Source organism: Actinoplanes utahensis (genome assembly GCF_016862455.1).
GTDB lineage: Bacteria > Actinomycetota > Actinomycetes > Mycobacteriales > Micromonosporaceae > Actinoplanes > Actinoplanes utahensis.
In genome coordinates, this window is sequence record NZ_BOMZ01000026.1 from 130,637 (window position 1) to 154,399 (window position 23,763).

Here is a 23,763-nt window from a genome sequence, read left to right on the forward strand (position 1 = left end):
CTCCTGGAATCAGGCACACCCGCTATGGTCGGACATCACGATCGAGGACCATCACGGAAGGTGACCGGCGTGACGCACCGCAATCCCCTGACCGTCGAACCCGCCGATGTGGACGACGGTCCCAGCACCATCCTGCTCGGCATCACGGTCGCCCTCCTCGGCGTGCTGGTGCTCGCCTTCGCCGGCCTGGCCGTCCTCTCCCCCGTCTCACTGATCAGCCTCGCCCCGGAGTGGTTCACCCAGCCCGGCACCGCCCGGATCATCGCGGCCGCCGCCCTGGCCGCGGCCATCGGCGCCCTGCTCTACCAGGCGGTCCGGATCGCCGGCCGGGGCAACGACGACGCCGCCACCTGGCTGACCCTCGGCGCGCTGCTGATGGTCCCCTGGTTCTCCGTCGTCGTCTGAGCCGCTCCCCCGGGCACCCGGCCTCCGCTCGGCGTCAGGCTCCCGGCCTGCCGCCGACCGGCGCGAAACCCCAGTCCCGGGCGGGGCCGAGAGCGCGGACCTCGCCGCCGTCGACGACATAGAGATGGTTGCGCAGGGCCCGCGCCTCGTACTCCGCCCACTGCACCGGCGTCCACTCCGCCGGGTCCCGCGGGTCGATCTCGTCATAGCCGGGGAACTCGACGGCGTGGACCACGTGCACGACGTTGTCGCGCACGTCGATACGCCACAGGTCGTCGGGTTCCTCCCCCTCCGCGTGAATCACCCCGTTCAGCACATGGTCGAAAGTGAAGTGCTCGAAAGCCGGCGGATAGAACCGGTCCACCACCGGATCGGACAGCTCCGCCGTGACCGCGGCGCCCGGCTTCAGGAAGGTGTCGATGAGGTAGGCGAGCCAGATCTCGGCATGACGGAACTTCTCCGACCCGTTCCACAGCACCGCGTCACCGGCCGCCGACGGCGTCCAGTGGCACCAGTGGCCGGGGAGCTCCGGTGGCGGCCGTTCCGGGTCGAGGACGTCGCCGGCCCGGAGCCCACGCCCGTCGACGACATAGGGGCCGTGTTCGCGGTGCAGGTGCCGGGTCTCGGCGAACCGGTCGAGATATTCGACCTCGTGCGGATTCAGCGGAGGCACGATCGCGACCTGCCCGGTGAACTCGGTGTGATAGCCCATGGCGCCCTCCCCTGACGACCCCGTACCGAGAATGATGCCGCTCAGGCCAGGGCGGTGAGCTGTTCTCGGGGGAACCCCGCGTCGTCGAGTGCGCCGCAGTCCAGGCCGCGCACCAGGTATCCGGCGAGCGCCCGCGCGGTGGCCGGCTCGTCGGCGATCCCGCTGTCCTGCCGGTCCAGGTACCGGCGCAACCGGGTCACGGCGGCGTCCCGGCCGTCGCGGAAGAACGCGAAGGTCGCCGCGTACCGGGTGGGAAGCTGGGCGGGATGCAGATCCCAGCCCTGGTAGAAGCCGCGTTCCAGGGAGCGGCGGACCAGACGCCGGTGCAACTGCCAGGCGGCGTGCACCGCCGCGGTGTCGCCGACCGGGAGGATGTTGGTGGAGCCGTCGGAGAGGCGCACCCCGGTCTGGGCGGCGGCGGCCTGCATGACGGCCTTGGCGTGGTCGGCGGCCGGATGCTCCATCGACTGGTACGCGGCGGCGACACCGGCGGCCGCGCTGTAGTCGTAGGTGCCGTAGTGCAGCCCCGTGCACCGGCCGGCGGCGGCGGTGATCAGGCGTGCCACGGTGGCGGAGCCGTCGGCGGCGAGCACGGCGGACGGCAGCTCTATCTGGATCTCGAAGGTCAGGGCGCCGGTGCTCAACCCGTACGACCGCTCGAGCCTCTCGCAGAGGGTGACCATCGCCCGGACCTGGTCCGGACCGCTGACCTTGGGCAGGGTGATCGTGAAGAGATCCTGGTAGGTGTCCAGGAAGAGGTCCAGCGTGCGCAGGCAACGATGCCGGGTGGCCGCCTCCAGGGACTTGATCCGGATGCCGAGGAACGGTGGCCGCGGGCCGTCGGCGAGGATCGCCACCGCCTTGCGGACGGCGGCGTCCTCCTGGTCGTCGTCGCGGACGCCGTAACCGTCCTCGAAGTCGACGCGCAGATCCTCGATCGGCTCGGCCGTGAGCTTGGCCCGGACCGCCGGGTCGGGCCACGGGAAGTCGTGCCGGTCCATCGCGTCGAGGGCGATCGTGCCCCAGTCCCGGAAGCCGTCCAGCCGGTCGGCGGGGAGGTAGACGGTGTGCACGGGCTGCCGGCCGGGACGTTCGCCGGGGTAGCGGGCCTGCAGGAAGGCGTCGTGCGCGGCGAGGCTCGCGTCGATCTCGTGGTAGTCCTGGCCGCTCAGCCGCATCCTGCCGTACCTCTCTCGTCGTGCCGGCCGGCGTCGTGCCGGCCGGCGTCGTGCCGGCCGGCGTCGTGCCGGCCTTCCGTTGCACCGGCTCCGGCGGGCCGGCCTCGTCGCGCCGGGAAAGCCACCCCGGGGAGTGCCGTTCGCACGGCACCCCTCCGGGGCTACCCACGAGCGCGCGTTCCGCGCCCGTCCCGGTCCCTGCCGCTCAGTCGATGGAGTCGTACGCCGCGCTGGTCAGGAAGTCCGCGAAGTCGTCGGCGAGCGCGACCCGTTCGAACAGCTTGCGGGCGTCGTCGTACCGCCCCGACGTCCACGCCTCGTCGCCGACCGCCGCCCGGATCGTGGCGAGCTCCTCGTCCTCGATCTGCCCGACCAGCTCGGCGGTGATCGGGGTGTCGTCCTCGAGCTTCACGCCGTTGTGGATCCACTGCCAGACCTGGGACCGGGAGATCTCCGCGGTGGCGGCGTCCTCCATCAGGTTGTGGATGGCGACCGCGCCGTTCCCGCGCAGCCACGCCTCCAGGTACTGGAGGGCGACGTTGACGTTGTTGTGCAGGCCGGCCCGGGTGACCGCGCCGCCGGTCCCGGCCACGTGCAGCAGGTCGGCGGCGTCCACCGCGACGTCCGGCCGCTTCTTGGCGAGCTGGTTGGGCTTGTCGCCGAGCACCCGGTCGAAGATCTCCTTGCAGACCGGCACCAGGTCGGGATGGGCCACCCAGGAGCCGTCGAAACCGTCGCCGGCCTCGCGCTCCTTGTCCTCGCGGACCTTGGTCAGGGCGACCTCGTTGACCGCCGGGTCGCGGCGGCTCGGGATGAACGCGGCCATGCCGCCCATGGCGAACGCGCCCCGCTTGTGGCAGGTGGAGACGAGCAGCTCGGTGTAGGCGCGCATGAACGGCGCGGTCATCGTCACGGCGGCCCGGTCCGGGAGGATCATGTTCGGGTTGTCCCGGAAGTACTTGATGATGCTGAACAGGTAGTCCCAGCGGCCCGCGTTGAGACCGGAGATATGCGGCCGCAGCGCGTGCAGGATCTCCTCCATCTCGAACGCGGCCGGAATGGTCTCGATCAGCACGGTGGCGCGGATGGTGCCGACCGGGATGCCCAGGGCCTCCTGCGCGTACGTGAAGACGTCGTTCCAGAGGGCGGCTTCCTTGTGGGACTCCATCTTGGGCAGATAGAAGTACGGCCCGCTGCCGCGCTCCAGCAGCTCCTTCGCGTTGTGGAAGAAGTAGAGCCCGAAGTCGACGAGCGCGCCGACGGCCGGCTCGCCGTCCACCGGCAGGTGCCGTTCGTCGAGGTGCCAGCCACGCGGCCGCATCACGATCGTCGGGTACGGCCCGCCGTTCAGCTCGTACGTCTTCTTCGGCGTCGAAAGGGTGATGGTCCGCCGGATCGCGTCGTAGAGGTTCTGTTGACCGTCGACCACGTTCGACCAGTGCGGGGTGTTGGCGTCCTCCAGGTCGGCCAGCCACACTTTGGCGCCCGAGTTCAGCGCGTTGATCGTCATCTTCCGCTCGGTCGGCCCGGTGATCTCCACCCGCCGGTCCTGCAGGTCGGCGGGCGCCGGCGGGGCCGACCACTCGGCCGCGCGGATGTCCGCCGTCTCCGCCAGGAAGCCCAGCGTGGCGCCGGCGGCGATCTCCGCGCGGCGCGCGGCACGCGCCTGGAGGAGCTCGTTACGGCGAGGCCGGAATCGCCGGTTCAGGTCGGCGACGAACGCCACGGCCTCGTCGGACAGGATCTCGGTCATCGTTGACGATTCCTCTCAGTGTGGTTACTCCCCCGTACCGTAATCGAGCATTATTCACGGTCTCCGTGGTCGCCTGTAACGAGGTATTGCTATGGGCTTTCCAACAGTCGCCGGTGTGCCCGGCGGGCCTCCGCGGCGAGAGTCTCGGCGTCGGCGTTGACCAGTTCCCCGCGCTCGACCACCGGGCGGCCGCCCACCAGCGACAGCTCGACCGGCGCCGGCGGGCCGAAGACCAGCGCCGCCACCCGATCGTCGATGCCGTCGTGGCCCAGCCCGTCGAGCCGCCACAGCACCAGGTCGGCCAGCTTGCCCACCTCGATCGAACCGAGGTCGTCCTGCCGGCCCAGGCACTCGGCGCCGCCCATGGTGCCGAGCCGCAGCGCCTGCCGCGCGTTCATCGCCTGCGGGCCACCGCGCTGGCGCGCGGTGTAGAGCGCCTGCCGCAACTCGGCGCCGAGCTGCGACACCTCCTGCGATGCGGCCCCGTCGACACCCAGCCCGACCGGTACGCCGTGGTCGAGCAGCTCACGCACCCGGGCCGGGCCGGTGCCGAGACGGGCGTTCGAGCTCGGGCAGTGGGCCACACCCGTACCGGTCGTGCCCAGCTTGGCGATCGCCGAGTCGTCCAGGTGCACGCCGTGCGCCAGCCAGACGTCGCCGCCGAGCCAGCCGACGCGTTCCGCGTACTCCACCGGGGTGCAGCCGAACTGCTTGAGGCAGAACTCCTCCTCGTCGTCGGTCTCGGCCAGGTGGGTGTGCAGCCGCACCCCCTTGCGCCGGGCCAGCACCGCCGACTCCTCCATCAGCCGGGTGGTGACCGAGAACGGCGAGCACGGCGCGACCGCGATCTGCAGCATCGCGTCCGGCGACGGGTCGTGCCAGCGGTCGATGGCCGCCTCGGTGGCGGCCAGCGCCTCGTCGGTCTCCTCGACCACGTTGTCCGGCGGCAGGCCACCGTCCTTACGGCTCAGGTCCATCGAGCCGCGGGTCGGATGGAACCGCAGGCCGAGCCGCCGGGCGGCCTCGATCTCGGCCTCCAGGACGTCGCCGCCGTCACGGGGGAAGACGTAGTGGTGGTCCATCGACAGGGTGCAGCCGGACAGGGCGAGCCAGCCCAGCCCGGCGCCGGCGGCGGCCCCGACGATCTCGGCGTCGAGCCGGCCCCAGATCGGGTACAGCGTGGTGAGCCAGCCGAAGAGCGTCTCGTCCAGGGCCAGGCCGCGGGTGGCCCACTGGTAGAGATGGTGATGGGTGTTGACCAGACCGGGCGTGACCAGGCAGCCGCTGCCGTCGATCCTCCTGCTGTGCCCGGTGTCCCCGGAGAACCGGCCGGCGCCGACCGCGGCGATCCGGCCGTCGTCCCCCACCAGCACATGCCCGTCGGTGAACTCCCGGCCGCCACCGTCGACGGTGGCGATCGCCGCGTTCTCGATGAGGATCACAGCCACCACCCCGCGGTCGCCGGAGGCGCGTCGTCACGGACCACACTGCCTTCGATCAATCCGTACGGCCGGTCACCGGCGATGAACACCTCGTTCGGATTGTCCAGCCCGAACGGCGACAGGTCGGCCGGATAGTGATGCTTGTTCGGCAGGGCCAGCCGCACCTCGGCCACCTCCGGACGAGCCTCCAGCAGCTTCGAGCCCATCGCGTAGAGAGTCTGCTGCAACGAATAGCTGTAGGTCGCCACGAACGCCGCCAGCAACGCGTCCAGCGCCCCCTGGAACGACACCGCCCAGTCGCCGCCGTCACCCGCATGCCGCCAGCGCGCGTCCACGGCGGTGGCCAGGATCCGGTCGGTGGCCGGTTTCAGCGTGGTGTAACCGTCCTCGACGAAGCCGTGGAACTCCGAATCCGTCGAATTCAGCAACACCAGGCCGGACACACCGGAGACGACCTGGGTTGCGGTCTCCGACACCGACACCACAGTGGTACGGGTGAAGTCGCCCCGCTTGCGGAACGAGTGCGGGCCCAGCCGGTCCCAGGCGAACGACTCGATCGACACCGTCGCACCCTGCACCTGCGGCTGCGTCGCGACGAAGTGCCGGGCCAGCAGCAGCGCGAAAGCCTCCGGCTCACCGGCGCCGTGCTCCCTGGCGAACGCGTACACCGTGTTCTTCATCGTGTCGGTCGGCAGGACACCGGAATTGTCGCCGGTCAGGTGCGTCGCGGTCAGGTCGCCGGAGAGCGCGATGCTGACGTTGAAATCCACCAGGCCGTGCGTCTCACCGTCCCGGTGCACCTGCACCAGACGGGTCTCCGCCTTGCCGTAGCGGTTCGGTCCGAGCACGATCCCCAACGGTTCAGCTCCCTCGGTAGGTGGTGTAGCCGTACCGGCTCAGCAGCAGCGGCACGTGATAGTGGCGTTCCGGATCGTGGACGTGGAAGGCCACAGTGATCTCCGGGAAGAAGCAGTCGCCGCCCAGATAGGGCTCCACGTAGAAGAAGAGGCGATAACCGCCGGCCTGCCAGTCGTGCATCGGCACCTCGAAGCGCAGGCGGCCGTCGTCGTCGGTGCGGCCCTCCCCGACGGCCAGCCAGCCGTCGGAGTCACGCCGCTCCAGGCGGACGTAGACATCCCGCGCCGGGTCGCCGGTCACGGTGTCCAGGATGTGCGTGGAGATCCGCGCGTGGAACGCGGCAGCGGTGCCGTCGTCAGAGGGCATCGAGCACCCGCTCCAGCCGGAGCAACGCGATCTGCCGCAGCTCGCCGGTCACCACGGCCCGCTCGGCCGCCTCGTCGTTGCCCAGGCGCTCCCGCGCGGCGGCCAGGATCTCGGCCTGCGACCGCCCGCTCGCGAAGATCAGGAAGACGTGGCCGAACCGCTCCTCATACGCCCTGTTCGCCTCGACCAGCGCGGCCCTGGTCGTGTCGTCGGCGGTCTGCGCCGCGGCCGACTGCTCCGTGCGCGACCAGGCCGCCTCCTGGGAGTCGCCGGCGGCACGCTCACCGATCCGCGGATGCGCGGACAGCCCGGCCAGCACGTCCTCCCAGGACAGGCCTCGACCCGCGGCGTCGGCCGCGGCGAGCAGGCCGGCCCGGTCCGGGAAAGGTCTCTTGGCGGCGATCGCCGCGCCCCAGGCAGGCGCCGCGCAGCAGGCGAGCAGCTCCGCCCTCAGACGCTCCTCGGGCAGAGCGTTGAAGGTCTCCACCGCACCCATCGGTCACCCCCTCGTCGATGTCGATCAGTCAAGCAGCCCGGCCCGGCGACACGCACGGACGGACTGAAGAATTAACACTCCTCGCTCGTCACGCCACCCTGCCACGAAATCGCCGGAGATTCCGCGTGCCTGTGGATAACCGTGGCGACCTGCGCGGACCGCCCGGGACGCCGCGCGGTGGGCCGTGAGGCCCCGCGATCCGCCCGCGACCCAGTCGTGATCAAGAAGTGACCGGGCGCTCCTCCACCACGCCGGTGCCCCTGCCACAGGCGCGGCGGCGATCAGGCGTGGCTGTGGACGGTCGCGGAAAGTGTCAGAGGCATGGGCCAGACTTGGCGCGTGCTGATCCCTGCCGACCGACTGCCCGATCTCCCGGTCCGGCCGGTGCTGCCCGAGGTCGCCGCCACGCTCGCCGAGGCCGGTGCCGCGGTTCTGGTGGCGCCGCCCGGCACCGGCAAGACCACGCTGGTCCCGCTCGCCCTGGCCGGTCCGGCCGACCCCGGCGGCGGCCCTGGCGGTCGGGGCGAATCCGGTGGGCGGGTGATCGTGGCCGAGCCGCGCCGGGTCGCTGCCCGGGCTGCCGCACGCCGGATGGCCGCGCTGCTCGGTGAGCGTGCCGGGCAGCGGGTCGGTTTCGCGGTGCGCGGCGAGCGGCAGGTCTCCCGGGAGACGGTCGTCGAGGTGGTGACCACCGGCCTGCTGGTCCGGCGGCTGCAGAGCGACCCCGAGATGGCCGGGGTGACCGCCGTGATCCTCGACGAGTGCCACGAGCGGCACCTCGACTCCGATCTGGCGCTCGCCTTCCTGGTCGAGATCCGGGCGGCGCTGCGCCCCGACCTTCGCCTGCTGGCCACCTCCGCCACCGCCGACGCCGACCGGCTCGCCGCGGTGCTGGGCGGTGACGGCCCTCCCGCGCCGGTGCTCACCGCGTACGCCCGCGCCCACCCCGTCGACGTGATCTGGGCGCCGCCGTCCGGCCAGATCACCCCACCGCACGGTCTGCGGGTCGATCCGCGCCTCCTCGACCACGTCGCCGCGACGGTCCGGCGGGCGCTGGCCGAGGGCGACGGCGACGTGCTGTGCTTCCTGCCGGGCGCCCGCGAGATCGAGACGGTCGCCGGGCGCCTCCGGGGTCTCCCCGACGCGGACGTGGTCACCCTGCACGGCCGCCAGTCCGGCTCGGCACAGGACGCGGCGCTGCGCGCCGGCCCCCGCCGCCGGGTGGTACTGGCCACCGCCGTCGCGGAGAGCAGCCTGACCGTTCCCGGCGTGCGCGCGGTGGTCGACGCCGGGCTCAGCCGGGTCCCGCGGATGGATCACGCCCGTGGCCTGGGCGCCCTCGCCACGGTTCCGGTCTCCCGTTCCGCCGCCGAGCAGCGGGCCGGGCGAGCCGGCCGGGAGGCGCCCGGCCGTGTCTACCGATGCTGGTCCCCGGCCCTGCACGATCGCCTGCCGGCCCAGCCCGAACCGGAGATCGCAGCCGCCGACCTGACCGGTTTCGCCCTCGACCTGGCGTTGTGGGGCCACCCGGACGGGACGGGCCTCGCCCTGCCCGACCCGCCACCCGCCGGTGCGCTGCGGGTCGCCACGGCCACCCTGCACGACCTCGGCGCGCTCGGCCCCGACGGCCGGGTCACCGACCGCGGCCGTGCTCTCGCCGGAGCCGGCCTGCATCCCCGGCTGGCCCGCGCGCTGCTGGACGGCGCGGCCGTCCTCGGCGTCCGCCGCACCGCCGAGGTCGTCGCCGTCCTCGACGACACCCGCGACAACGCCGGCGACGTCGTCACCTCATGGCGTAACGCCCGCAACAGCAACGACCCCACCTGGCGGGCCGAAGTCCGCCGCCTGACGAACGCCGTCACCCGCTCCACCGGCCCCGGCCCGGCCGAGGGCGCCGCTCCGGCCGGCACGGCCGGAGGCAACCCGACCGGCACAGCCGGCGCGGACGGCACGGCCCGAGGCGGCACGGCCGGCACGGGCGGCACGGCCCGAGGCGGCACGGCCGGCACGGCCGGCACGGGCGGCACGGCCGGAGGCAGCACGGCCCGAGGCGGCACGGCCGGCGGGGGCGGAGGCAGCACGGGCGGCACGGGCGGAGGCGGCACGGCCGGAGGCAGCACGGCCGGCGGAGGCGGCACGGCCGGCACGGCCAGCGCGAGCGGAGGTGGCGGGCGGCTGACCGATGATCTGGCGGCGGGGCTGGTGGTCGGGCTGGCGTACCCCGAGCGGGTCGCGAAGGTTCGGGAGCCGGGTGGGCGCACCTACCTGATGGCCGGTGGCACCGCGGCCGAGCTACCCGCCGGGAGTTCGCTGGCCGGTGCGTCGTGGCTGGCGGTGGCGAGCGCGGACCGGCCACCCGGCGCACCGGTGGCACGGATCCGCGGTGCCGCGCCGCTCGACGAGGAGACCGCCCGCGAGGTGGCCGCGTCCCTGCTCGCCGAGGACACCGAGATCGGCTGGATCGACGGTGACGTGGTGGCCCGCCGGGTCCGGCGGTTGGGCGCGATTACCCTGGCCGCCAGCCGGCTCGCCGACCCCGATCCGGCGCGACTGCGCGAGGCGCTGGTCGCCGGCCTGCGCGCCGAAGGGTTGGGGCTGCTCACCTGGAGCCGTAACGCCGAGGAGCTGCGCAACCGTCTGGCCTTCGCACACGCGGCCCTCGGGGAGCCGTGGCCGGACGTGTCCGACACCGCGTTGCTGGAGAGGGCCGAGGAGTGGCTGGACCTCGGCACGGCACGGCGACGATCCGATCTGGCGAGACTGGACGTGGCGGGTGGGCTGCGGCGGCTGATGCCGTGGTCGGTGGCGGGCCGGCTGGACGAGGTCGTTCCGGAGCGGTTGCCGGTGCCGAGCGGGTCGCAGGTTCGGGTCGACTACAGCGATCCGGCCGCGCCGGTGCTGGCGGTGAAGGTGCAGGAGGCGTTCGGCTGGCGGGACGCGCCGCGCCTGGCCGACGGCCGGATCCCGGTCCTGCTGCACCTGCTGTCCCCGGCCGGGCGGCCGGTGGCGGTCACCCGGGACCTCGCGTCCTTCTGGAGACAGGGATATCCACAGGTTCGCGCGGAGATGCGGGGCCGCTACCCCCGCCATCCGTGGCCTGAGGACCCGACCACCGCCGAGCCGACCCGTCGCGCCAACCCCCGCTCCCGCTGACCCACGATCCCGCCCACCACCACCGACCGCCGCCCGCCAACGCCAGGGGCATGGCCAACGCCCGCCGCGCCGCCAACGCCCGCCGCCAACGCCCGCCGCCAACGCCAGGCGCACCGCCAACGCCAGGCGCACCGCCAACGCCCGCCGCGCCGCCGACGCCCGGCCCACCGCCACCGCCCGGGCCCCTGCCAGCGTGCGAACCTTGAGAGCTTGTGGTCCCGCCGAATCTTCTCGGCCGCTCACGTCGGCATCTGCAGTCCCACAAGTAGCGGTAGGCGCATAGGTATCAAGATTGAGCAGTCGGCTACCCGAGCCGAACGGCCCCGTGGACACTTACGACCCGATCCGAACCCCAGCTGGCAACACGAACGCGGCAGCCCGGCCGCGTGGACACCCACGACCCGATCCCAACCCCAGCTGGCCGCGCAAACGCGACAGCCCGGCCGCGTGGACACTTACGGCCCGATCCCAACCCCGGCTGGCCACACGAACGCCACAGCCCGGCCGCGTGGACACCCACGACCCGATCCCAGCCCCGGCTGGCCATGGCGCCTGTGGCCCGGTGCGCTTCGCATCGGTATCGCGTGCCTGAGACAAGGCCGGCGATCTTGCGGGAGTACCGGATGCTCCGCTGCCGCCGCGGACGTCTCCGACACTCGCCTGGATGCGAGCGTTCCGGTCGGTCTTCTCGCCCGCCTGCGTCAAGCTCCAGCGGATGAGCCCGGCAGCACTCCACCCCGCCGCGATCTTGGACGATTCCCCACCGGAAACGGTGGGGAATCGTCCAAGATCGCGGCAAGGGAAGGGCTAGCGGGCTGGTCAGGGTTCGGGGGTCTGGTCCGGGCGGACCAGAGGGGCCGGGGCGCCGTAGAGGTAGCCCTGCCCGAGCGGACTGCCCAGGGCGGCCATGGCGCGGGCACGTTCCTCGGTCTCCAGCCCTTCGGCGACGACGGTGACGCCCAGTTCGGCGCAGATGCGCAGGACCGACCGGCACAGGGCGCCGGCCCGGTCCGGGGAGACGTCCACGTCGGTCAGGGTGGAGTCGAGTTTGACGATGTCGACCGGGATGGCGTGCAACTGGGCGAGGGCGTTGTAGCCGCTGCCGAAGTCGTCGAGCGCCACCCGTACACCCAGGGATCGCAAACGTTCGACGAGTGCGGCGGCATAGGGCAGGTCGGGGATCCGCAGGGTCTCGGTGATCTCGATGATCAGGCGTTCGGCGGGGAGCCGGTGCCGGGTCAGCGCGGCCCGTACGGCGGCTTCCAGGCTCTGTCCGGCGAGCCGGCCGGCCGAGACGTTGACGTGCACGTCGATGGGGCGGCCGTGCAACGCTTCCAGGGTGCGGGCGTCGGCGCAGGCCCGGTCCAGGACGAAGTCGTCGATCGCCGCGACCAGGCCGGTGCGTTCGGCCATCGTGACGAAGACGTCCGGGTGCACCGGGCCGGCCACCGGATCGGTCCAGCGGGCCAGCGCCTCCACGGCCACCGTCACGCCGTCGCGGAGCCGCACGATCGGCTGGTAGTGGACGTCGAACCCGGCGGCGGCCGGGGATCCGCCGGACAGTGCGCCCGCCAGCAGTTGTGGCAGGTCGGCGTGCGGGCCGGAGTCGCGCGGGCCGGTGTAACGGATCAGGTCGCCCTTGCCACGGCGTTTCACCGCGTACATGGCGGCGTCCGCGCGGCGCAGCAGGATGTCGGCGGAGAGACGGTCGCCGGGTTCGGCGGTGACCAGCCCGATGCTGACGCCGACGGTGATCGCGCGGCCGTCGAGCACGTACGGCTCCCGGAGGGTGGCAAGCACCCGCTGCCCGATCGCCTCCGCCTCAGCGGCCCACGACTCCGCGTCCATCATCGGCCCGGCCGCGTCCCCACCTGCCGAGCGGCTGTCCTCGTGCCCGGCGGAGTCAGACTGCGGGGAAGCCGAGGAAACCGCGGAGGCAGACTGCGGGGCGGCCGACGAAACCGCGGAAACAGCCGGCGAGGCCGCCGACGAAACCGCGGAAACAGCCGGCGAGGCCGCCGACGAAACCGCGGAGACACGCGGCGGAGAGGGCGAAGAAGCGGCGGAGACAGATGGCGGGGAGGCCGAGGCAGCGACGGACGAGGACGAAGGGGGAACGGTAGAGGGGGTGGACGAAGCAGCGGCTGCAAGGGAAGCAGAACCCGAAGCGGGAGGGGAAGCAGAACCCGAAGCGGGAGCGGAAGCCGGCGCAGAACCGGAAGCAGAAGCAGCGGAGGCCGAGGGGGACCCCGTAGCGGGCACGGCGACGGAAGCGGTGGTGGAGGCGTCGTCGAAGGCGGCCTCGGAGACCCGTACCCCCGCTGCGGAAAGCACATAGCGTCGCTGCCGCAGCCCCGCATCGTCGCGGCGGCGCCATCGGACGCGGCGCCGGGGCGCCGGGACTCCCAGCCCGCTCTGGTCCAGCACGATGGCGAACTCGTCGCCGCCGAGCCGCGCCACCAGGTCCTGGGACCGGACGCCGGCCCGCATCCGTTCGCCGATGGCCTGCAGCACCCGGTCGCCGACCGCGTGCCCGAACGTGTCGTTGATCAGTTTGAAGTCGTCCAGGTCGGCGAAGAGCACCGCGACCGGGGTTCCCCGTTTCTGGTGGGCGTCGATCGCGAGTACGAGGCGTTCCCGGAAGAGCGCCCGGTTCGCGAGCCCGGTGAGCGGGTCGTGGTAGGCCTGGTGGTGCAGCCGCCGCTGGGCGGTGGCGACCCGGTCGAAGAGGACCGTGTTGTCCACGATGGTGATCATCTGGCGGGTCACCACGAGGGCGAGACCCAGCCAGCCGAGGTACGCCTCGAACGGCGTCAGCGATCCCCCGGTGGCGGTGCGGGCCACCAGCACGATCCCGACCACGATCACCGGGCCGTACGGCAGGAGCAGCCGGAACCAGTCACGCTCCAGATGATCGGCCGTGGAGTAGGAGTGCGCCGGGCGGGTGGGGCTGAGCGCCGCCATCGCCAGGAACGCGGGCCCGAGCAGATGCCCGAGTCCTTCCAGCCACAGTGGCCCGGTCCCGAGCAGCCGAACGGTGTCGGCCACCCCGAAGGCGAGCAGCGCCGACCCGACGAGCCGCAGCGGCCGCCGGCCGGCCGGCGAGTCGGGCCGGGTGGTGAGCAGGAGCAGGACCATGGTGAACAGCACCAGGTCGGCGACGAGGTAGAGCAGTTGGAAGAGCGGGAGCCCGGGCGAGACCGGCAGCACCGACCAGCCGAGGGCGAGCACCGATCCGGTGATCAGCACGCTGTCGATGACGAGGGCGATCTGGTCGCGCGCCGGGGAGGTGGGCACCGTACGCGGCCGGGTGTGCACCGCCCCGAGCAGCCCGATCAGCATGCAGGCGGGCAGTACGAAGAGGCCGACGTCGGTGAACCGGTCCCGGTCGAGTCCGGTGACGTCCTGGACGACCCACCAGAGCCGGTTCGCCGACCAGACGAGCAGTCCTCCGCCGGCGAGCAGTCGCCAGCGCCGCGGCATGCCGGCCCGGCCGCGTCCCACGTTCAGGCAGACGAGGGCCGCGAGGAGGCCGGCCACCAGTTGCGCCGTGTCGGTGAAGAGGCGGGGCGTGCCGAGGACGAGTTCGCCGATGGCGACCACACCCAGGGTGAACGCCAGCGTGCCGAGCAGTCGCGCCGTCGTGATCACCACCAAGTTCCGGGCCGCGCGGGATGCGGCCGGAGTAAAATACCTGCTCAGTCCCCGGAGGTCACGTCAGCGATGATCACGGTGACGTTGTCCGGCCCGCCGCCACGCAGAGCGAGATCGATGAGCCGCTCCGCACACGACTTCGGGTCCGGGGTCGTCCGCAGTTCCTCTTCGAGGATAGGGTCCGGGACCACACCGGTGAGACCGTCGCTGCACAGCAGCCAGCGGTCGCCGCGCTGCGGCTCCACGATGACGTAGGCGGGGGTGACCGGCTCGCCCTGGAGGACCCGGGTGACGACGGCCCGCCGCGGGTGGGCGGCGGCCTCCTCCGGCTTGATCAGACCCTGGTCGACGAGCATCTGGACGTACGTGTCGTCCTTGGTGAGCTGGTTGAGCCGGCCGGCGCGCAGCAGGTAGGCCCGGGAGTCGCCGACGTGGGCCATCGCCGCGCGCTCGCCGTTGAAGAGGACCGCCGTCAGCGTGGTCCCCATGCCCTGGAGCGACGGGTCGGCGGCCACCTGCTCCGCGATCCGGCCGTTGGCGAGCTCGAGGGCCCGGTGCAGGGCGTCCATCTGGTGCTCGGTGGGGATGAACGTGTTGAGCGAGACCATGGCTTCGATGGCGATCCGGCTGGCCAGATCGCCGGCGGCCATGCCGCCCATGCCGTCGGCGACGACGAGGAGCTGATCACTGGCGAAGTGACAGTCCTCGTTGTTGCTCCGGACGTGTCCTTGGTCGGTGACGGCCGCCCACCGGAGGTACAAGGTCATGGCGTGCAGCCTGCCAGGTCGGCGCCAACCTGTCTGCACGTGGTGGGCGGCATGTCGCACATGTCGTTGCTGAAAATACACTCAACCCCGGTCACGCGGCCGTCCCAGGCACCTCGGATCGATCTCGGCCACCGGCCGCGTCGGTGCGATCCACTCCAGCGCCGGCGCCTCGACCGGCCAGCCGCGGACCGTCAGGCCACTGTGCGGGGTGTCGTCCGCCTGGGGACACAGGGTCTTCGACCGGACCTCGCCGTTGGGGATGAAGGTGACCTGCCCGGTGGATTCGAGCATCGTGGTGGAGGTGTCGTCGACCGCGATGAGCTGGCCGCGCACCACCCGTACCGGCTCTCCCGCGGTGACCACCTCGATGGCGCTGTCCGGCAGCACCGGCGCGCGCAGGAAGGCGACGCCGACCATGAACGGCATGGCGAAGGCGACCGCGACGGCCGGCCATTGGGTGGCGATCCGGGCCCAGCGTTCCGGGACGGGCCCGGTGAGGGCCGGGCCGAAGAGCGGAGGAGCCGCCAGCAGTACGGCCGTCGCGTAATCCCCGGCCCGTACCGCCGCGACCACTCCCGGCCACACGAAGATCCACACCAGGATCGCGGTGAGGATCGGCACCCCCAGCGTGATCCACCGCATCACCCACGGCTCGCCCTGTTCGCCCTGCACCGCGGTCAGCCCGAGGATCGCCACGACCAGCATCATCAGCAGCGGCAGCATGCGCAGCTGCCAGGTGAAGGCGGCGATTCCGACGGCGATCACCACGACCCAGCCGGGCATCCGCAGCGCGGCCACCGCGAGGAACGACGTGGCGGTCCGCCCGGGCACGCTGACCAGGGCGATGCCGCCGAGCACCCGGATCAGCAGGATGGCCGCCGGGATGGTCCAGCTGAGGGTGATGAAGAGCGCGCCGAGCATGCCGAGCGGGTTGATGTACTGCACCAGCAGCAGCATCGTCGGCAGGTCCTGGCGGCTCAGGTACCACAGTCGCAGCACCAGCAGCAGCAGCGGGAACCCCGGCAGCACGGCGAGCAGCCAGTTGAGCTCGGCCCGGTAGCGTTGCCGGGGCAGCGCCCGCTCCTTGGACACCGCGCCGCTGTGGATCTCGAAGTCGCTCATCCCAGCGGGTCCTCCCACGGCAGGAAGCCCACCTCGGGCCGTTCCACCCGCGGCTGTTCCCCGACCGCGACCGGGGTCTTCTTCTTCGGGTCGATCTCGGACTGCAGATTCTTCTCGTACGCCTTCTCCCACCGGCTGTCCTCAGGATCGGCGAAGGAGCGGTAGAGGGTCAGGTTGACGAGGGTCTCCAGAGCCGGGTTCTCCCCGACGTTGACGCCCCACCGTTCGTTGGACTCCAGGCCCAGATCCCAGTGCTCGTACTTGTCGGGGAACTCGTGCTTCCAGCCGGCCAGGATGGCCGCGTCGGTGCTGACCGCCTCCACGTCGCCCGCGTCCAGCGCGGCGAAGCACTCCCGGACCCGGTTCTTCTGGGTCACCTTCGCCTTGGCCTTGTCCAGCGCGGTCTGGCTGGTGGAGGTGGAGAGGGTGCAGACCCGCTGGTTCTCCAGATCCTGCAACGCGGAGACGGGCCGATGACCCTTCAGCGTGATCACCGACTGCTCGGTGTACAGGTAGGGCTGGGAGAACCGTACGCCCGCGCTCTTCCGGTCCGTCGTGATGCTGTAACTGGCGATCACCAGCTGGACCGGCACCCGGTCACCGGTGGTCGGGTCGGCGGCCTGCATGCGGGCCCGGTCCTCGCTCTCCAGGCCGTAGAAGCGCACGTCGGCCCGGCGGAACCCGAGGTCCTCGGCGATCATGTAGGCCACGTCGATGTCGAACCCGGACCAGATCCTCTTCTCCTGGTCGTAGTACGCGGTGCCGTACTGGTCGTCCTTGACCCCGATCCGCAGCACCGGCCACGTGTCGACTCCGGCTTGCGCGCGCAGTTCGGCCACCGACGGCGGCCCGCCGACCAGCAGCCGCCCCAGGGCCACCGCCAGGGTCAGCACGATCAGCAGCCCGAGGCCGGCCAGCCGCCACGCCTTGAACCGGTACTCCCGGTCGTCCACCAGCTCCCGCTCGACCTCGGAGAAGACCTCCTCGATCACGTCCTGCTGGGCGATGTTCGCCGAGGCGATCTCCTCGGCGGTCGCCTCGGGCGCGCCGGGCGGCGGCGGTGGCGGGCTGCGCAGCAGCATCCGGATCAGCTCCGGCGCGAACTGCCGAGGCAACCGCCACGACACCGGCGGCGGCGCCGGCCGCCGTACCGTCTCGTCGCCGTTGTCGTATTCGGCCATGCACCCGTCCTTCCGTCCTCAGACAGGTCATGGTGCACGACAATCTCAGGGAACGGGATCCCCCGTACCGTAGGGGACACCCGGACGGCATCGTGCCAGCCGGGCCGCGGTCAGCCGCAGGCCGGCGGCGAGTCCATGCTTGTCGATGGCCTGAAGGGCATAGGCGCTGCACGTGGGCCGGTAACGACAGCGGGTGGGCAGGCGCGGGGAGACGACGCGGTAGCCGCGGATGGCGCGCGTCACGGCCCGTTCCCCGAGAGATCCCCGAGCGGGGGTACGGGCCAGCAGAGCCGTGAACCGCATCATCATGCTCAGCGAGAAGCAGTCGCAGCCCGGGATGTCGCAGTCGCAACTCGGGCTGTCACAGCCCGGGTCGCAGGTGCTCGAGTTCTTCTTTTTCTTCCGCTTCCGCGACTTCCACACGCTCACGGATCACATGATCGCTCACACCCGCCAGATGAAAGTCGACGGATGGGCGGCCGGGGCCACGCGGAACGGAGCCCGCGCGGCCTCGGCCGGAACCACGTCAGCGGACGGAGACCACCGCCGCGCTCTCCGGCGGGAGCACCAGCCGGTCCCGTTCGACGATGACGCCGGGTGAGGTGGCCAGCAGCACCGACCGCGGCAGCGCCCGGACGCTCACCGTCTGCGGCGTCTCCGCGAGGTTCGCCGCGACCACGGTCGGCCCGCGCCGGATCACCACGTGCTGGTCGCCGTGCCACACCTCGACCTTGTGCAGCCAGGGATCGCTGAGCCCGGGCGTGCTCCGGCGCAGCCTGATCAGCTTGCGGTACAGCTCGAGGATCTCGGCGTGCCCCGGCTTGCCCGGCTCGGACCAGTCCAGCTTGGACCGCTCGAAGGTCGCCGGGTCCTGCGGGTCGGGCACTTCGGCCTCGGACCAGCCGTGTGCGGCGAACTCCTTGCGCCGCCCGTTCTGCACGGCGGCGGCCAGGTCGGGCTCGGGGTGGGAGGTGAAGTACTGCCAGGGACTGCTGGCGGCCCACTCCTCACCCATGAAGAGCATCGGGGTGAACGGCGAGGTGAGCAGCAGGGTGGCGCCGACCTTGAGCAGGCCGGGCGACAGGGTGGCGGTGAGCCGGTCGCCGATCGCCCGGTTGCCGATCTGGTCGTGGTTCTGCAGGAAGGTGACGAACCGGTGGCCGGCTGTGCGCTGCCGGTCGACCGGCCGACCGTGCCGCCGTCCCCGGAACGACGACCAGGTGCCGGCGTGGAAGAAGGCGCCTTCGAGCACCGTACGCAAGCAGTCGAGCGACCCGAAGTCCCCGTAGTAGCCCTGCCGCTCCCCGGTGAGCAGCGTGTGCAGGGCGTGGTGGACGTCGTCGTCCCACTGGGCGTGCAGCCCGTACCCCCCGGCTTCGCGTGGGGTGATCAGTTTCGCGTCGTTGAGGTCCGACTCGGCGATCAGCGACAGTGGCCGGCGCAGCTCGGTGGAGAGGGTCTCCACCTCGACCGCCATCTGCTCGAGCAGGTGGACGGCGCCCTCGTCGTGCAGCGCGTGCACGGCGTCCAGCCGCAGGCCGTCGATGTGGTAGTCGCGCAGCCACATCAGCACGCTGTCCACGATGTAGCGCCGGACCTCCTCCGAGCCGGGCCCGTCCAGGTTGACCGAGCTGCCCCAGGCGTTGCTGCCGCTGCTCAGGTAGGGCGCGAACATCGGCGCGTAGGCGCCGCTGGGCCCGAAGTGGTTGTAGACCACGTCGAGCACCACGCCGAGGCCCTTGGCGTGCGCCGCGTCGACGAACCGCTTCAGACCGTCGGGCCCGCCGTACGCCTCGTGCGGGGCGAACCAGCAGACCCCGTCGTAACCCCAGTTGTAGGTGCCGTTGAACGCGTTGACCGGCAGCAGCTCGACCAGGTCGACACCGAGGTCGACGAGGTGGTCGAGGCGCTCGATCGCGGAGTCGAAGGTGCCCTCCGGGGTGAACGTGCCGATGTGCAGCTCGTAGAGCACCGAGCCGGGCAGCTGCCGTCCGGTCCACCCCTGGTCGGTCCAGGCGAACGCGGAGTGGTCGTAGACCCGGCTGAGGCCGTGCACACCGTCCGGCTGCCAGGGCGACCGCGGGTCGGGAAGCGGTTTCTCCTGGTCGGGGAGGATGAACCCGTAGTCGGTGACGTCCGGGTCGGGGACGTCGACGTGCCACCAGCCGTCCTCGCCGGCCTCCATCGCGAAGTCCCGGTCGCCCAGGCGGAGCTTGACGGGCTTTTCCGGCGCCCAGACCGAGAAGACAGTCATTCTTTCACCAGGAGAGCGACGGGATAGGTGTGGAGCAGCTCGGCCACCGTCAGACGATTCCCACCGTAGCTGGTATTCGTGAACACTTCCGTCCAACTGTGTCCGTCGAGTGACAGCGCGGTGTCCCCCCAACCGCCGTGCCGTGACAATCCCACCGGCAGCCGGGTGGCGACCGCCACCACCCCGCCACGGTCGAAGGCGACGACGTGTTCCGGCACGCGTCCCTCGGCGTAGACCGGGCGGTATCCGGCGAACAGCTCGGGACGCTGCCGGCGCAGGCGCAGGATCCGGCTGGTGACCAGCAGTTTGGCCGCGCCGGTCTCGTCCACCGGGGGCAGCCAGCCGTCGTCGATGCGGCCGAGCAGCTCACGGCGCTGCGCGAAGTCGACGGGACGGCGGTTGTCCGGGTCGACGAGCGAGTGGTCCCACAGCTCGGTGCCCTGATAGACGTCGGGGACGCCGGGCATGGTGAGCTGCACGAGCTTCTGGCTGAGCGAGTTCGACCAGCCGGGCGGCGTGATGGAGGCGGCGAAGTCGGCGACCTCCCGGTGCAGGGCCGGGTCGTCGTAGATCTTGTCGATCATCTGCCGCAGGGCCGTTTCGAAGACCTCGTCGGGCTTCAGCCAGGACGTTCCGGTTCCGGCCTCCCGGGCGGCCTTCTGGGCGTACGCCTGAAGCCGCTCTCGGGAGACCGGCCACGCGGCGACCGCGACCTGCCAGATCAGATGGGCCAGCGCCGGGTCCGGGAGCGGAGCGAAGCGGACCCACCGGCGTACCACCTCGGTCCAGTCGCCCGGCACCTCGGAGAGGACCGCGAGCCGGGCCCGCACGTCCTCGCCGCGTTTGGTGTCGTGGGTGGCGAGGGACGTCATGGTGTCCGGCCATTCCGACGACCGCTGGTCGGCGAAGTCGTGGAACTCGTCGACGGTGACGCCGAACTTGGCCGGGTCGTTGCCGACCTCGTTGCGGGCCACGAACCGGGTCCACCGGTAGAACGCGTTGTCCTCCACGCCCTTGGCCATCACCGCGCCGGTGAACTGCTGGAACCGGACGGCCAGCTCGTCGGCGGGGTTGCGCAGCCGACTGGTGACCTGGTCCAGCGCGGTGATCAGGTGGGGCCGCCGGCGTCCCGCCTCGGACCGGGCGACCGCCAGATGCCGGCTGCCGGCCGGCAGGTAGGAGCGGTAGACCGGGAAACAGGCGGCGAGTTCGGCGAGCGCCCGGTCGGCGCCCTCGATCTCGGGCGCCAGCCGGGCGAGCCGGCCCAGCTCGGCCGCCAGCACCTTGGTGGCGACGTCGTGCTTGGCCTGGTGCACCAGGTCCTGCCAGGACGTGGTGCCGCCGGTCAGATAGTGGTCGAGGGTGTCGAAGAAGGCTTCCGTGCCGGGGTCGACGAAGACGCCGTTGACCTCGGCCATCGCGTCGTACCCGGTGGTGCCGGCGACCGGCCAGGCGGGCATCTGCTCGCCCGGTTCGAGGATCTTCTCGACCACGATCCAGGCGTCCGGGGCGGCGTTGCGGAGCCGGTTGAAGTACTCACCGGGGTTGCGCAGCCCGTCCGGGTGGTCGACCCGGATGCCCTGCGCGATGCCCTCGTGGTACCAGCGAAGGATCTCGGCGTGGGTGGCGGCGAAGACGTCCGGGTCCTCGACGCGCAGCCCGGCCAGGTCGGTGATGGCGAAGAACCGCCGGTAGTTGATCTCGGTGTCGCCGCGGGTCCAGTTGACCAGCTCGTAGTGCTGCCGGTCGTGGACCTCGCGGGCCGTCCCCTCGCCGGTGCCGTCGGCGATCGGATAGCGCTTGTCGAAGTAGCGCAGCTCGCCGTCCTCCACACGGAGGTCGTCGAGCGCGTCCGGGCTGTCCGCCAGGACCGGGAGCAGGATCCGCCCGCGCTCCCAGTCGATGTCGTAGTAGCCGGCGAACTCCGACTCCCGGCCGTTCCTCAGCACGTCCCACCAGCTCGGGTTGGTGTGCGGCACCGCCACCCCGGCATGGTTGGGGACGATGTCGACGACCAGGCCGAGGTTCGCCGACTTCAGGGCCTGGTGCAGCGTGGACAGCCCCTCGGCGCCACCGAGCGCCGGGCTGACCCGCGAGTGGTCCACCACGTCGTAGCCGTGTTCGGAGCCGGGCGCCGCGGTCAGCAGCGGAGCCGAGTAGAGGTGGCTCACCCCGAGATCGGCGAGGTAGTCGGCGATCTCAGCGGTGGCCTTCAGAGGGAAGTCGGGACGGACCTGGACTCGGTAAGTACTGCTCGGGCGCATTACACCGTCCTGTCGAGCACGATGAGGGAACGGTCCGGCACCCAGATCGTGTGTCCGGCCTCGACGACGGACGGATGATCCGGGGACGGGTCGGCGGTTTCGATGACCTTCTCCCACTTCTCCCCGTACTCGGCGGGGGGCGTGGTGAACTCGAGCGGCGCGTCGTGCGCGTTGAAGAACAGCAGGAACGAGCTGTCCACGTGACGCTGGCCGTACTGGCCGCGCTCGCGGATGCCCTCGCCGTTGACGAACAGCGCGACCGCCCGGCCGAAGTCGTTGCCCCAGTCGTCACCGGCCATCTGCCTGCCGTCCGGGGTGAACCACTCCAGGTCCGGGAGCGGGTCGCCGCCGCCGCGGGCGGTCACCGGCAGGCCGGTGAAGAATCGGCGGCGCTGGAACACCTGGTGCCGGTGCCGGAACGCGGTCAGCTTGCGGGTGAACTCCAGCAGCTGTTCGTCGGCGTTCTCCCAGTCGATCCAGGAGATCTCGTTGTCCTGGCAGTAGGCGTTGTTGTTGCCCTGCTGGGTGCGGCTCAGCTCGTCGCCGTGCGAGATCATCGGGACGCCCTGGCTGAGCATCAGCGTGGCCAGGAAGTTGCGCCGCTGCCGGGCCCGCAGCGCGAGCACCGCCTCGTCCTTGGCGGGGCCCTCGATGCCGCAGTTCCAGGACCGGTTGTGGCTCTCGCCGTCCCGGTTCTCCTCGCCGTTGGCCTCGTTGTGCTTGTCGTTGTACGTGACCAGGTCGTTGAGCGTGAATCCGTCGTGCGCCGTCACGAAGTTGATCGAGTGGAAGGGCTTGCGGCCGTCGTCCTGGTAGAGGTCGGCCGACCCGGTGATCCGGGACGCGAACTCGGCCAGGGTGGCGGGCTCGCCGCGCCAGAAGTCCCGGACCGTGTCCCGGTACTTGCCGTTCCACTCGGTCCAGTTCGGCGGGAAGTTGCCGACCTGGTAGCCGCCCGGCCCGACGTCCCACGGCTCGGCGATCAGCTTCACCTGGCCGACGATCGGGTCCTGCTGCACCACCTCGAAGAACGTGCTCAGCCGGTCCACGTCGTAGAACTCGCGGGCCAGGGTGGACGCCAGGTCGAACCGGAAACCGTCGACGTGCATCTCGGTCACCCAGTAGCGCAGCGAGTCCATGATCAGCTGGAGGCTCTGCGGGCTGCGCACGTTCAGGCTGTTACCCGTACCCGTGTAGTCCATGTAGAACTGGGGTTGATCGTCCACCAGCCGGTAGTAGGTCCGGTTGTCGATGCCCTTGAGCGACAGCGTCGGCCCCAGGTGGTTGCCCTCGGCGGTGTGGTTGTAGACCACATCGAGGATGACCTCCATGCCGGCCGCGTGCAGGGCCTTGACCATGCCCCGGAACTCCTGGGTCTGCTGGCCGAGCGAGCCCATCGCGGAGTAACCGTGGTACGGCGCGAAGAAGCTGAGCGTGTTGTAACCCCAGTAGTTGCGCAGCCCCAGGTCGTGCAGCCGGTTGTCGTGCACGAACGAGTGCACCGGCATCAGCTCGACAGCCGTCACGCCGAGGCTCTTGAGGTGCTCGATGATCGCCGGATGCCCGATCGCCGAGTACGTGCCGCGCATGTCCCGCGGGATCTCCGGGTGCCGCTGGGTGAGTCCCTTGACGTGGGTCTCGTAGATCACCGAGTGGTGGTACGGGATGTCCGGGCGGCGGTCGTTGCCCCAGTCGAAGTACGGGTTCACCACCACGCCCTTGGGCATGTACGGGCCCGAGTCCAGTTCCGACATCTGATCCGGGTTGTTGAAGTCGTACGCGTACAGCGACGGATGCCAGTCGATGTCCGAGTCGACCGCCCGCGCGTACGGGTCGAGCAGCAGCTTGTGCGGGTTGCACCGGAGTCCCCGGTGCGGCTCGTACGGGCCGTAGACCCGGTAGCCGTACCGCTGCCCCGGCTCCACCCCCGGCAGGTACGCGTGCCAGACGAACGCGTCCTGCTCGTGCAACAGCACCTTCCGCTCGTTGCCCGACGGGTCGAACAGACACAGCTCGACCGCTTCTGCCACCTCGGAGAAGATCGCGAAATTCGTGCCAGTTCCGTCGTACGTAGCGCCCAGCGGGTACCGATGACCAGGCCAGACCTGCATACCGTGCTCCTGCCCCCTCGGCCGTCCAGTTGTCCGCGGCCTTGCGG

The 23,763-nt window shown here is 71.4% G+C and carries 17 protein-coding genes; 2 read left to right on the top strand and 15 right to left on the bottom strand.

The features are described from left to right. Window positions 1-69: 69 nt before the first annotated feature. On the top strand, window positions 70-405 hold the full coding sequence (locus Aut01nite_RS08280) for a hypothetical protein (RefSeq protein WP_152628753.1): 336 nt from the start codon (window positions 70-72) through the stop codon (window positions 403-405). A 34-nt stretch (window positions 406-439) separates the two neighbouring features. Here Aut01nite_RS08280 and Aut01nite_RS08285 read toward each other — a convergent pair whose 3' ends face one another. From Aut01nite_RS08285 to uraD, 7 genes are all read right to left on the bottom strand, one after another. After that, complete coding sequence (locus Aut01nite_RS08285; protein ID WP_063958783.1) at window positions 440-1,117, bottom strand: hypothetical protein; 678 nt, start codon at window positions 1,115-1,117, stop codon at window positions 440-442. 41 nt (window positions 1,118-1,158) lie between these two features. Further along, the gene (locus tag Aut01nite_RS08290; protein WP_043526011.1) at window positions 1,159-2,295 is read right to left on the bottom strand and encodes a DUF6986 family protein; all 1,137 of its coding nucleotides are present in this window, start codon (window positions 2,293-2,295) and stop codon (window positions 1,159-1,161) included. A gap of 205 nt (window positions 2,296-2,500) precedes the next feature. Beyond that, complete coding sequence (gene aceB / locus Aut01nite_RS08295) at window positions 2,501-4,048, bottom strand: malate synthase A (RefSeq protein ID WP_043526013.1); 1,548 nt, start codon at window positions 4,046-4,048, stop codon at window positions 2,501-2,503. 89 nt (window positions 4,049-4,137) lie between these two features. Then, window positions 4,138-5,490: an 8-oxoguanine deaminase gene (locus Aut01nite_RS08300; RefSeq protein ID WP_043526015.1), complete on the bottom strand. Its 1,353-nt coding sequence runs from the start codon at window positions 5,488-5,490 to the stop codon at window positions 4,138-4,140. Beyond that, window positions 5,487-6,338, bottom strand: coding sequence for a factor-independent urate hydroxylase (gene pucL / locus Aut01nite_RS08305; protein ID WP_236642756.1), 852 nt, complete (start codon window positions 6,336-6,338; stop codon window positions 5,487-5,489). Before pucL ends, Aut01nite_RS08300 begins: the two co-directional genes overlap by 4 nt. A gap of 13 nt (window positions 6,339-6,351) precedes the next feature. Continuing rightward, window positions 6,352-6,714, bottom strand: coding sequence for a hydroxyisourate hydrolase (gene uraH, locus Aut01nite_RS08310; RefSeq protein ID WP_052163842.1), 363 nt, complete (start codon window positions 6,712-6,714; stop codon window positions 6,352-6,354). After that, window positions 6,704-7,210: a 2-oxo-4-hydroxy-4-carboxy-5-ureidoimidazoline decarboxylase gene (gene uraD, locus Aut01nite_RS08315; RefSeq protein ID WP_043526018.1), complete on the bottom strand. Its 507-nt coding sequence runs from the start codon at window positions 7,208-7,210 to the stop codon at window positions 6,704-6,706. The genes uraH and uraD overlap by 11 nt, the downstream gene beginning before the upstream one ends. 321 nt (window positions 7,211-7,531) lie before the next feature. Between uraD and Aut01nite_RS08320 the strand changes: the two genes are divergently transcribed. Beyond that, window positions 7,532-10,363: an ATP-dependent RNA helicase gene (locus Aut01nite_RS08320; RefSeq protein WP_173476691.1), complete on the top strand. Its 2,832-nt coding sequence runs from the start codon at window positions 7,532-7,534 to the stop codon at window positions 10,361-10,363. 819 nt (window positions 10,364-11,182) lie between these two features. Here the strand turns inward: Aut01nite_RS08320 and Aut01nite_RS08325 are convergent. The 8 genes from Aut01nite_RS08325 to glgX all read right to left on the bottom strand — a co-directional run bounded on the left by Aut01nite_RS08325 (window position 11,183) and on the right by glgX (window position 23,716). Continuing rightward, on the bottom strand, window positions 11,183-14,014 hold the full coding sequence (locus Aut01nite_RS08325; protein ID WP_239124597.1) for a putative bifunctional diguanylate cyclase/phosphodiesterase: 2,832 nt from the start codon (window positions 14,012-14,014) through the stop codon (window positions 11,183-11,185). A 47-nt stretch (window positions 14,015-14,061) separates the two neighbouring features. Further along, window positions 14,062-14,784: a PP2C family protein-serine/threonine phosphatase gene (locus Aut01nite_RS08330; RefSeq protein WP_043526020.1), complete on the bottom strand. Its 723-nt coding sequence runs from the start codon at window positions 14,782-14,784 to the stop codon at window positions 14,062-14,064. 81 nt (window positions 14,785-14,865) lie between these two features. Next, window positions 14,866-15,906, bottom strand: a complete 1,041-nt coding sequence (locus Aut01nite_RS08335) for a hypothetical protein (protein ID WP_043526022.1) — start codon at window positions 15,904-15,906, stop codon at window positions 14,866-14,868. Further along, on the bottom strand, window positions 15,903-17,087 hold the full coding sequence (locus Aut01nite_RS08340; protein ID WP_052163844.1) for a transporter substrate-binding domain-containing protein: 1,185 nt from the start codon (window positions 17,085-17,087) through the stop codon (window positions 15,903-15,905). The genes Aut01nite_RS08335 and Aut01nite_RS08340 overlap by 4 nt, the downstream gene beginning before the upstream one ends. Window positions 17,088-17,132: 45 nt before the next feature. Continuing rightward, the gene (gene yidD / locus Aut01nite_RS08345; RefSeq protein ID WP_236642751.1) at window positions 17,133-17,516 is read right to left on the bottom strand and encodes a membrane protein insertion efficiency factor YidD; all 384 of its coding nucleotides are present in this window, start codon (window positions 17,514-17,516) and stop codon (window positions 17,133-17,135) included. Window positions 17,517-17,613: 97 nt separating this feature from the next. Further along, the gene (gene treZ / locus Aut01nite_RS08350) at window positions 17,614-19,341 is read right to left on the bottom strand and encodes a malto-oligosyltrehalose trehalohydrolase (RefSeq protein ID WP_043526025.1); all 1,728 of its coding nucleotides are present in this window, start codon (window positions 19,339-19,341) and stop codon (window positions 17,614-17,616) included. Next, window positions 19,338-21,605 (bottom strand): malto-oligosyltrehalose synthase, encoded by a 2,268-nt coding sequence (treY, locus tag Aut01nite_RS08355; protein WP_043526027.1) that lies wholly within the window; start codon window positions 21,603-21,605, stop codon window positions 19,338-19,340. The genes treZ and treY overlap by 4 nt, the downstream gene beginning before the upstream one ends. Beyond that, window positions 21,605-23,716 carry a glycogen debranching protein GlgX gene (gene glgX, locus Aut01nite_RS08360; RefSeq protein WP_043526028.1) on the bottom strand — a complete coding sequence of 704 codons (2,112 nt, stop codon included), beginning with the start codon at window positions 23,714-23,716 and terminating at the stop codon, window positions 21,605-21,607. Before glgX ends, treY begins: the two co-directional genes overlap by 1 nt. Window positions 23,717-23,763: the final 47 nt, after the last annotated feature.

Excerpts from the sequence above, each read along its gene's own strand:
- Aut01nite_RS08285 (WP_063958783.1), bottom strand. The coding sequence starts at position 1,117 with ATGGGCTATCACACCGAGTTCACCGGGCAGGTCGCGATCGTGCCTCCG.
- treZ (WP_043526025.1), bottom strand. The coding sequence starts at position 19,341 with ATGACTGTCTTCTCGGTCTGGGCGCCGGAAAAGCCCGTCAAGCTCCGC.
- Aut01nite_RS08330 (WP_043526020.1), bottom strand. The coding sequence starts at position 14,784 with ATGACCTTGTACCTCCGGTGGGCGGCCGTCACCGACCAAGGACACGTC.
- treY (WP_043526027.1), bottom strand. The coding sequence starts at position 21,605 with ATGCGCCCGAGCAGTACTTACCGAGTCCAGGTCCGTCCCGACTTCCCT.
- uraD (WP_043526018.1), bottom strand. The coding sequence starts at position 7,210 with ATGGGTGCGGTGGAGACCTTCAACGCTCTGCCCGAGGAGCGTCTGAGG.
- aceB (WP_043526013.1), bottom strand. The coding sequence starts at position 4,048 with ATGACCGAGATCCTGTCCGACGAGGCCGTGGCGTTCGTCGCCGACCTG.
- Aut01nite_RS08335 (WP_043526022.1), bottom strand. The coding sequence starts at position 15,906 with ATGAGCGACTTCGAGATCCACAGCGGCGCGGTGTCCAAGGAGCGGGCG.
- uraH (WP_052163842.1), bottom strand. The coding sequence starts at position 6,714 with ATGCCCTCTGACGACGGCACCGCTGCCGCGTTCCACGCGCGGATCTCC.
- Aut01nite_RS08340 (WP_052163844.1), bottom strand. The coding sequence starts at position 17,087 with ATGGCCGAATACGACAACGGCGACGAGACGGTACGGCGGCCGGCGCCG.
- Aut01nite_RS08320 (WP_173476691.1), top strand. The coding sequence starts at position 7,532 with ATGGGCCAGACTTGGCGCGTGCTGATCCCTGCCGACCGACTGCCCGAT.
- glgX (WP_043526028.1), bottom strand. The coding sequence starts at position 23,716 with ATGCAGGTCTGGCCTGGTCATCGGTACCCGCTGGGCGCTACGTACGAC.
- Aut01nite_RS08290 (WP_043526011.1), bottom strand. The coding sequence starts at position 2,295 with ATGCGGCTGAGCGGCCAGGACTACCACGAGATCGACGCGAGCCTCGCC.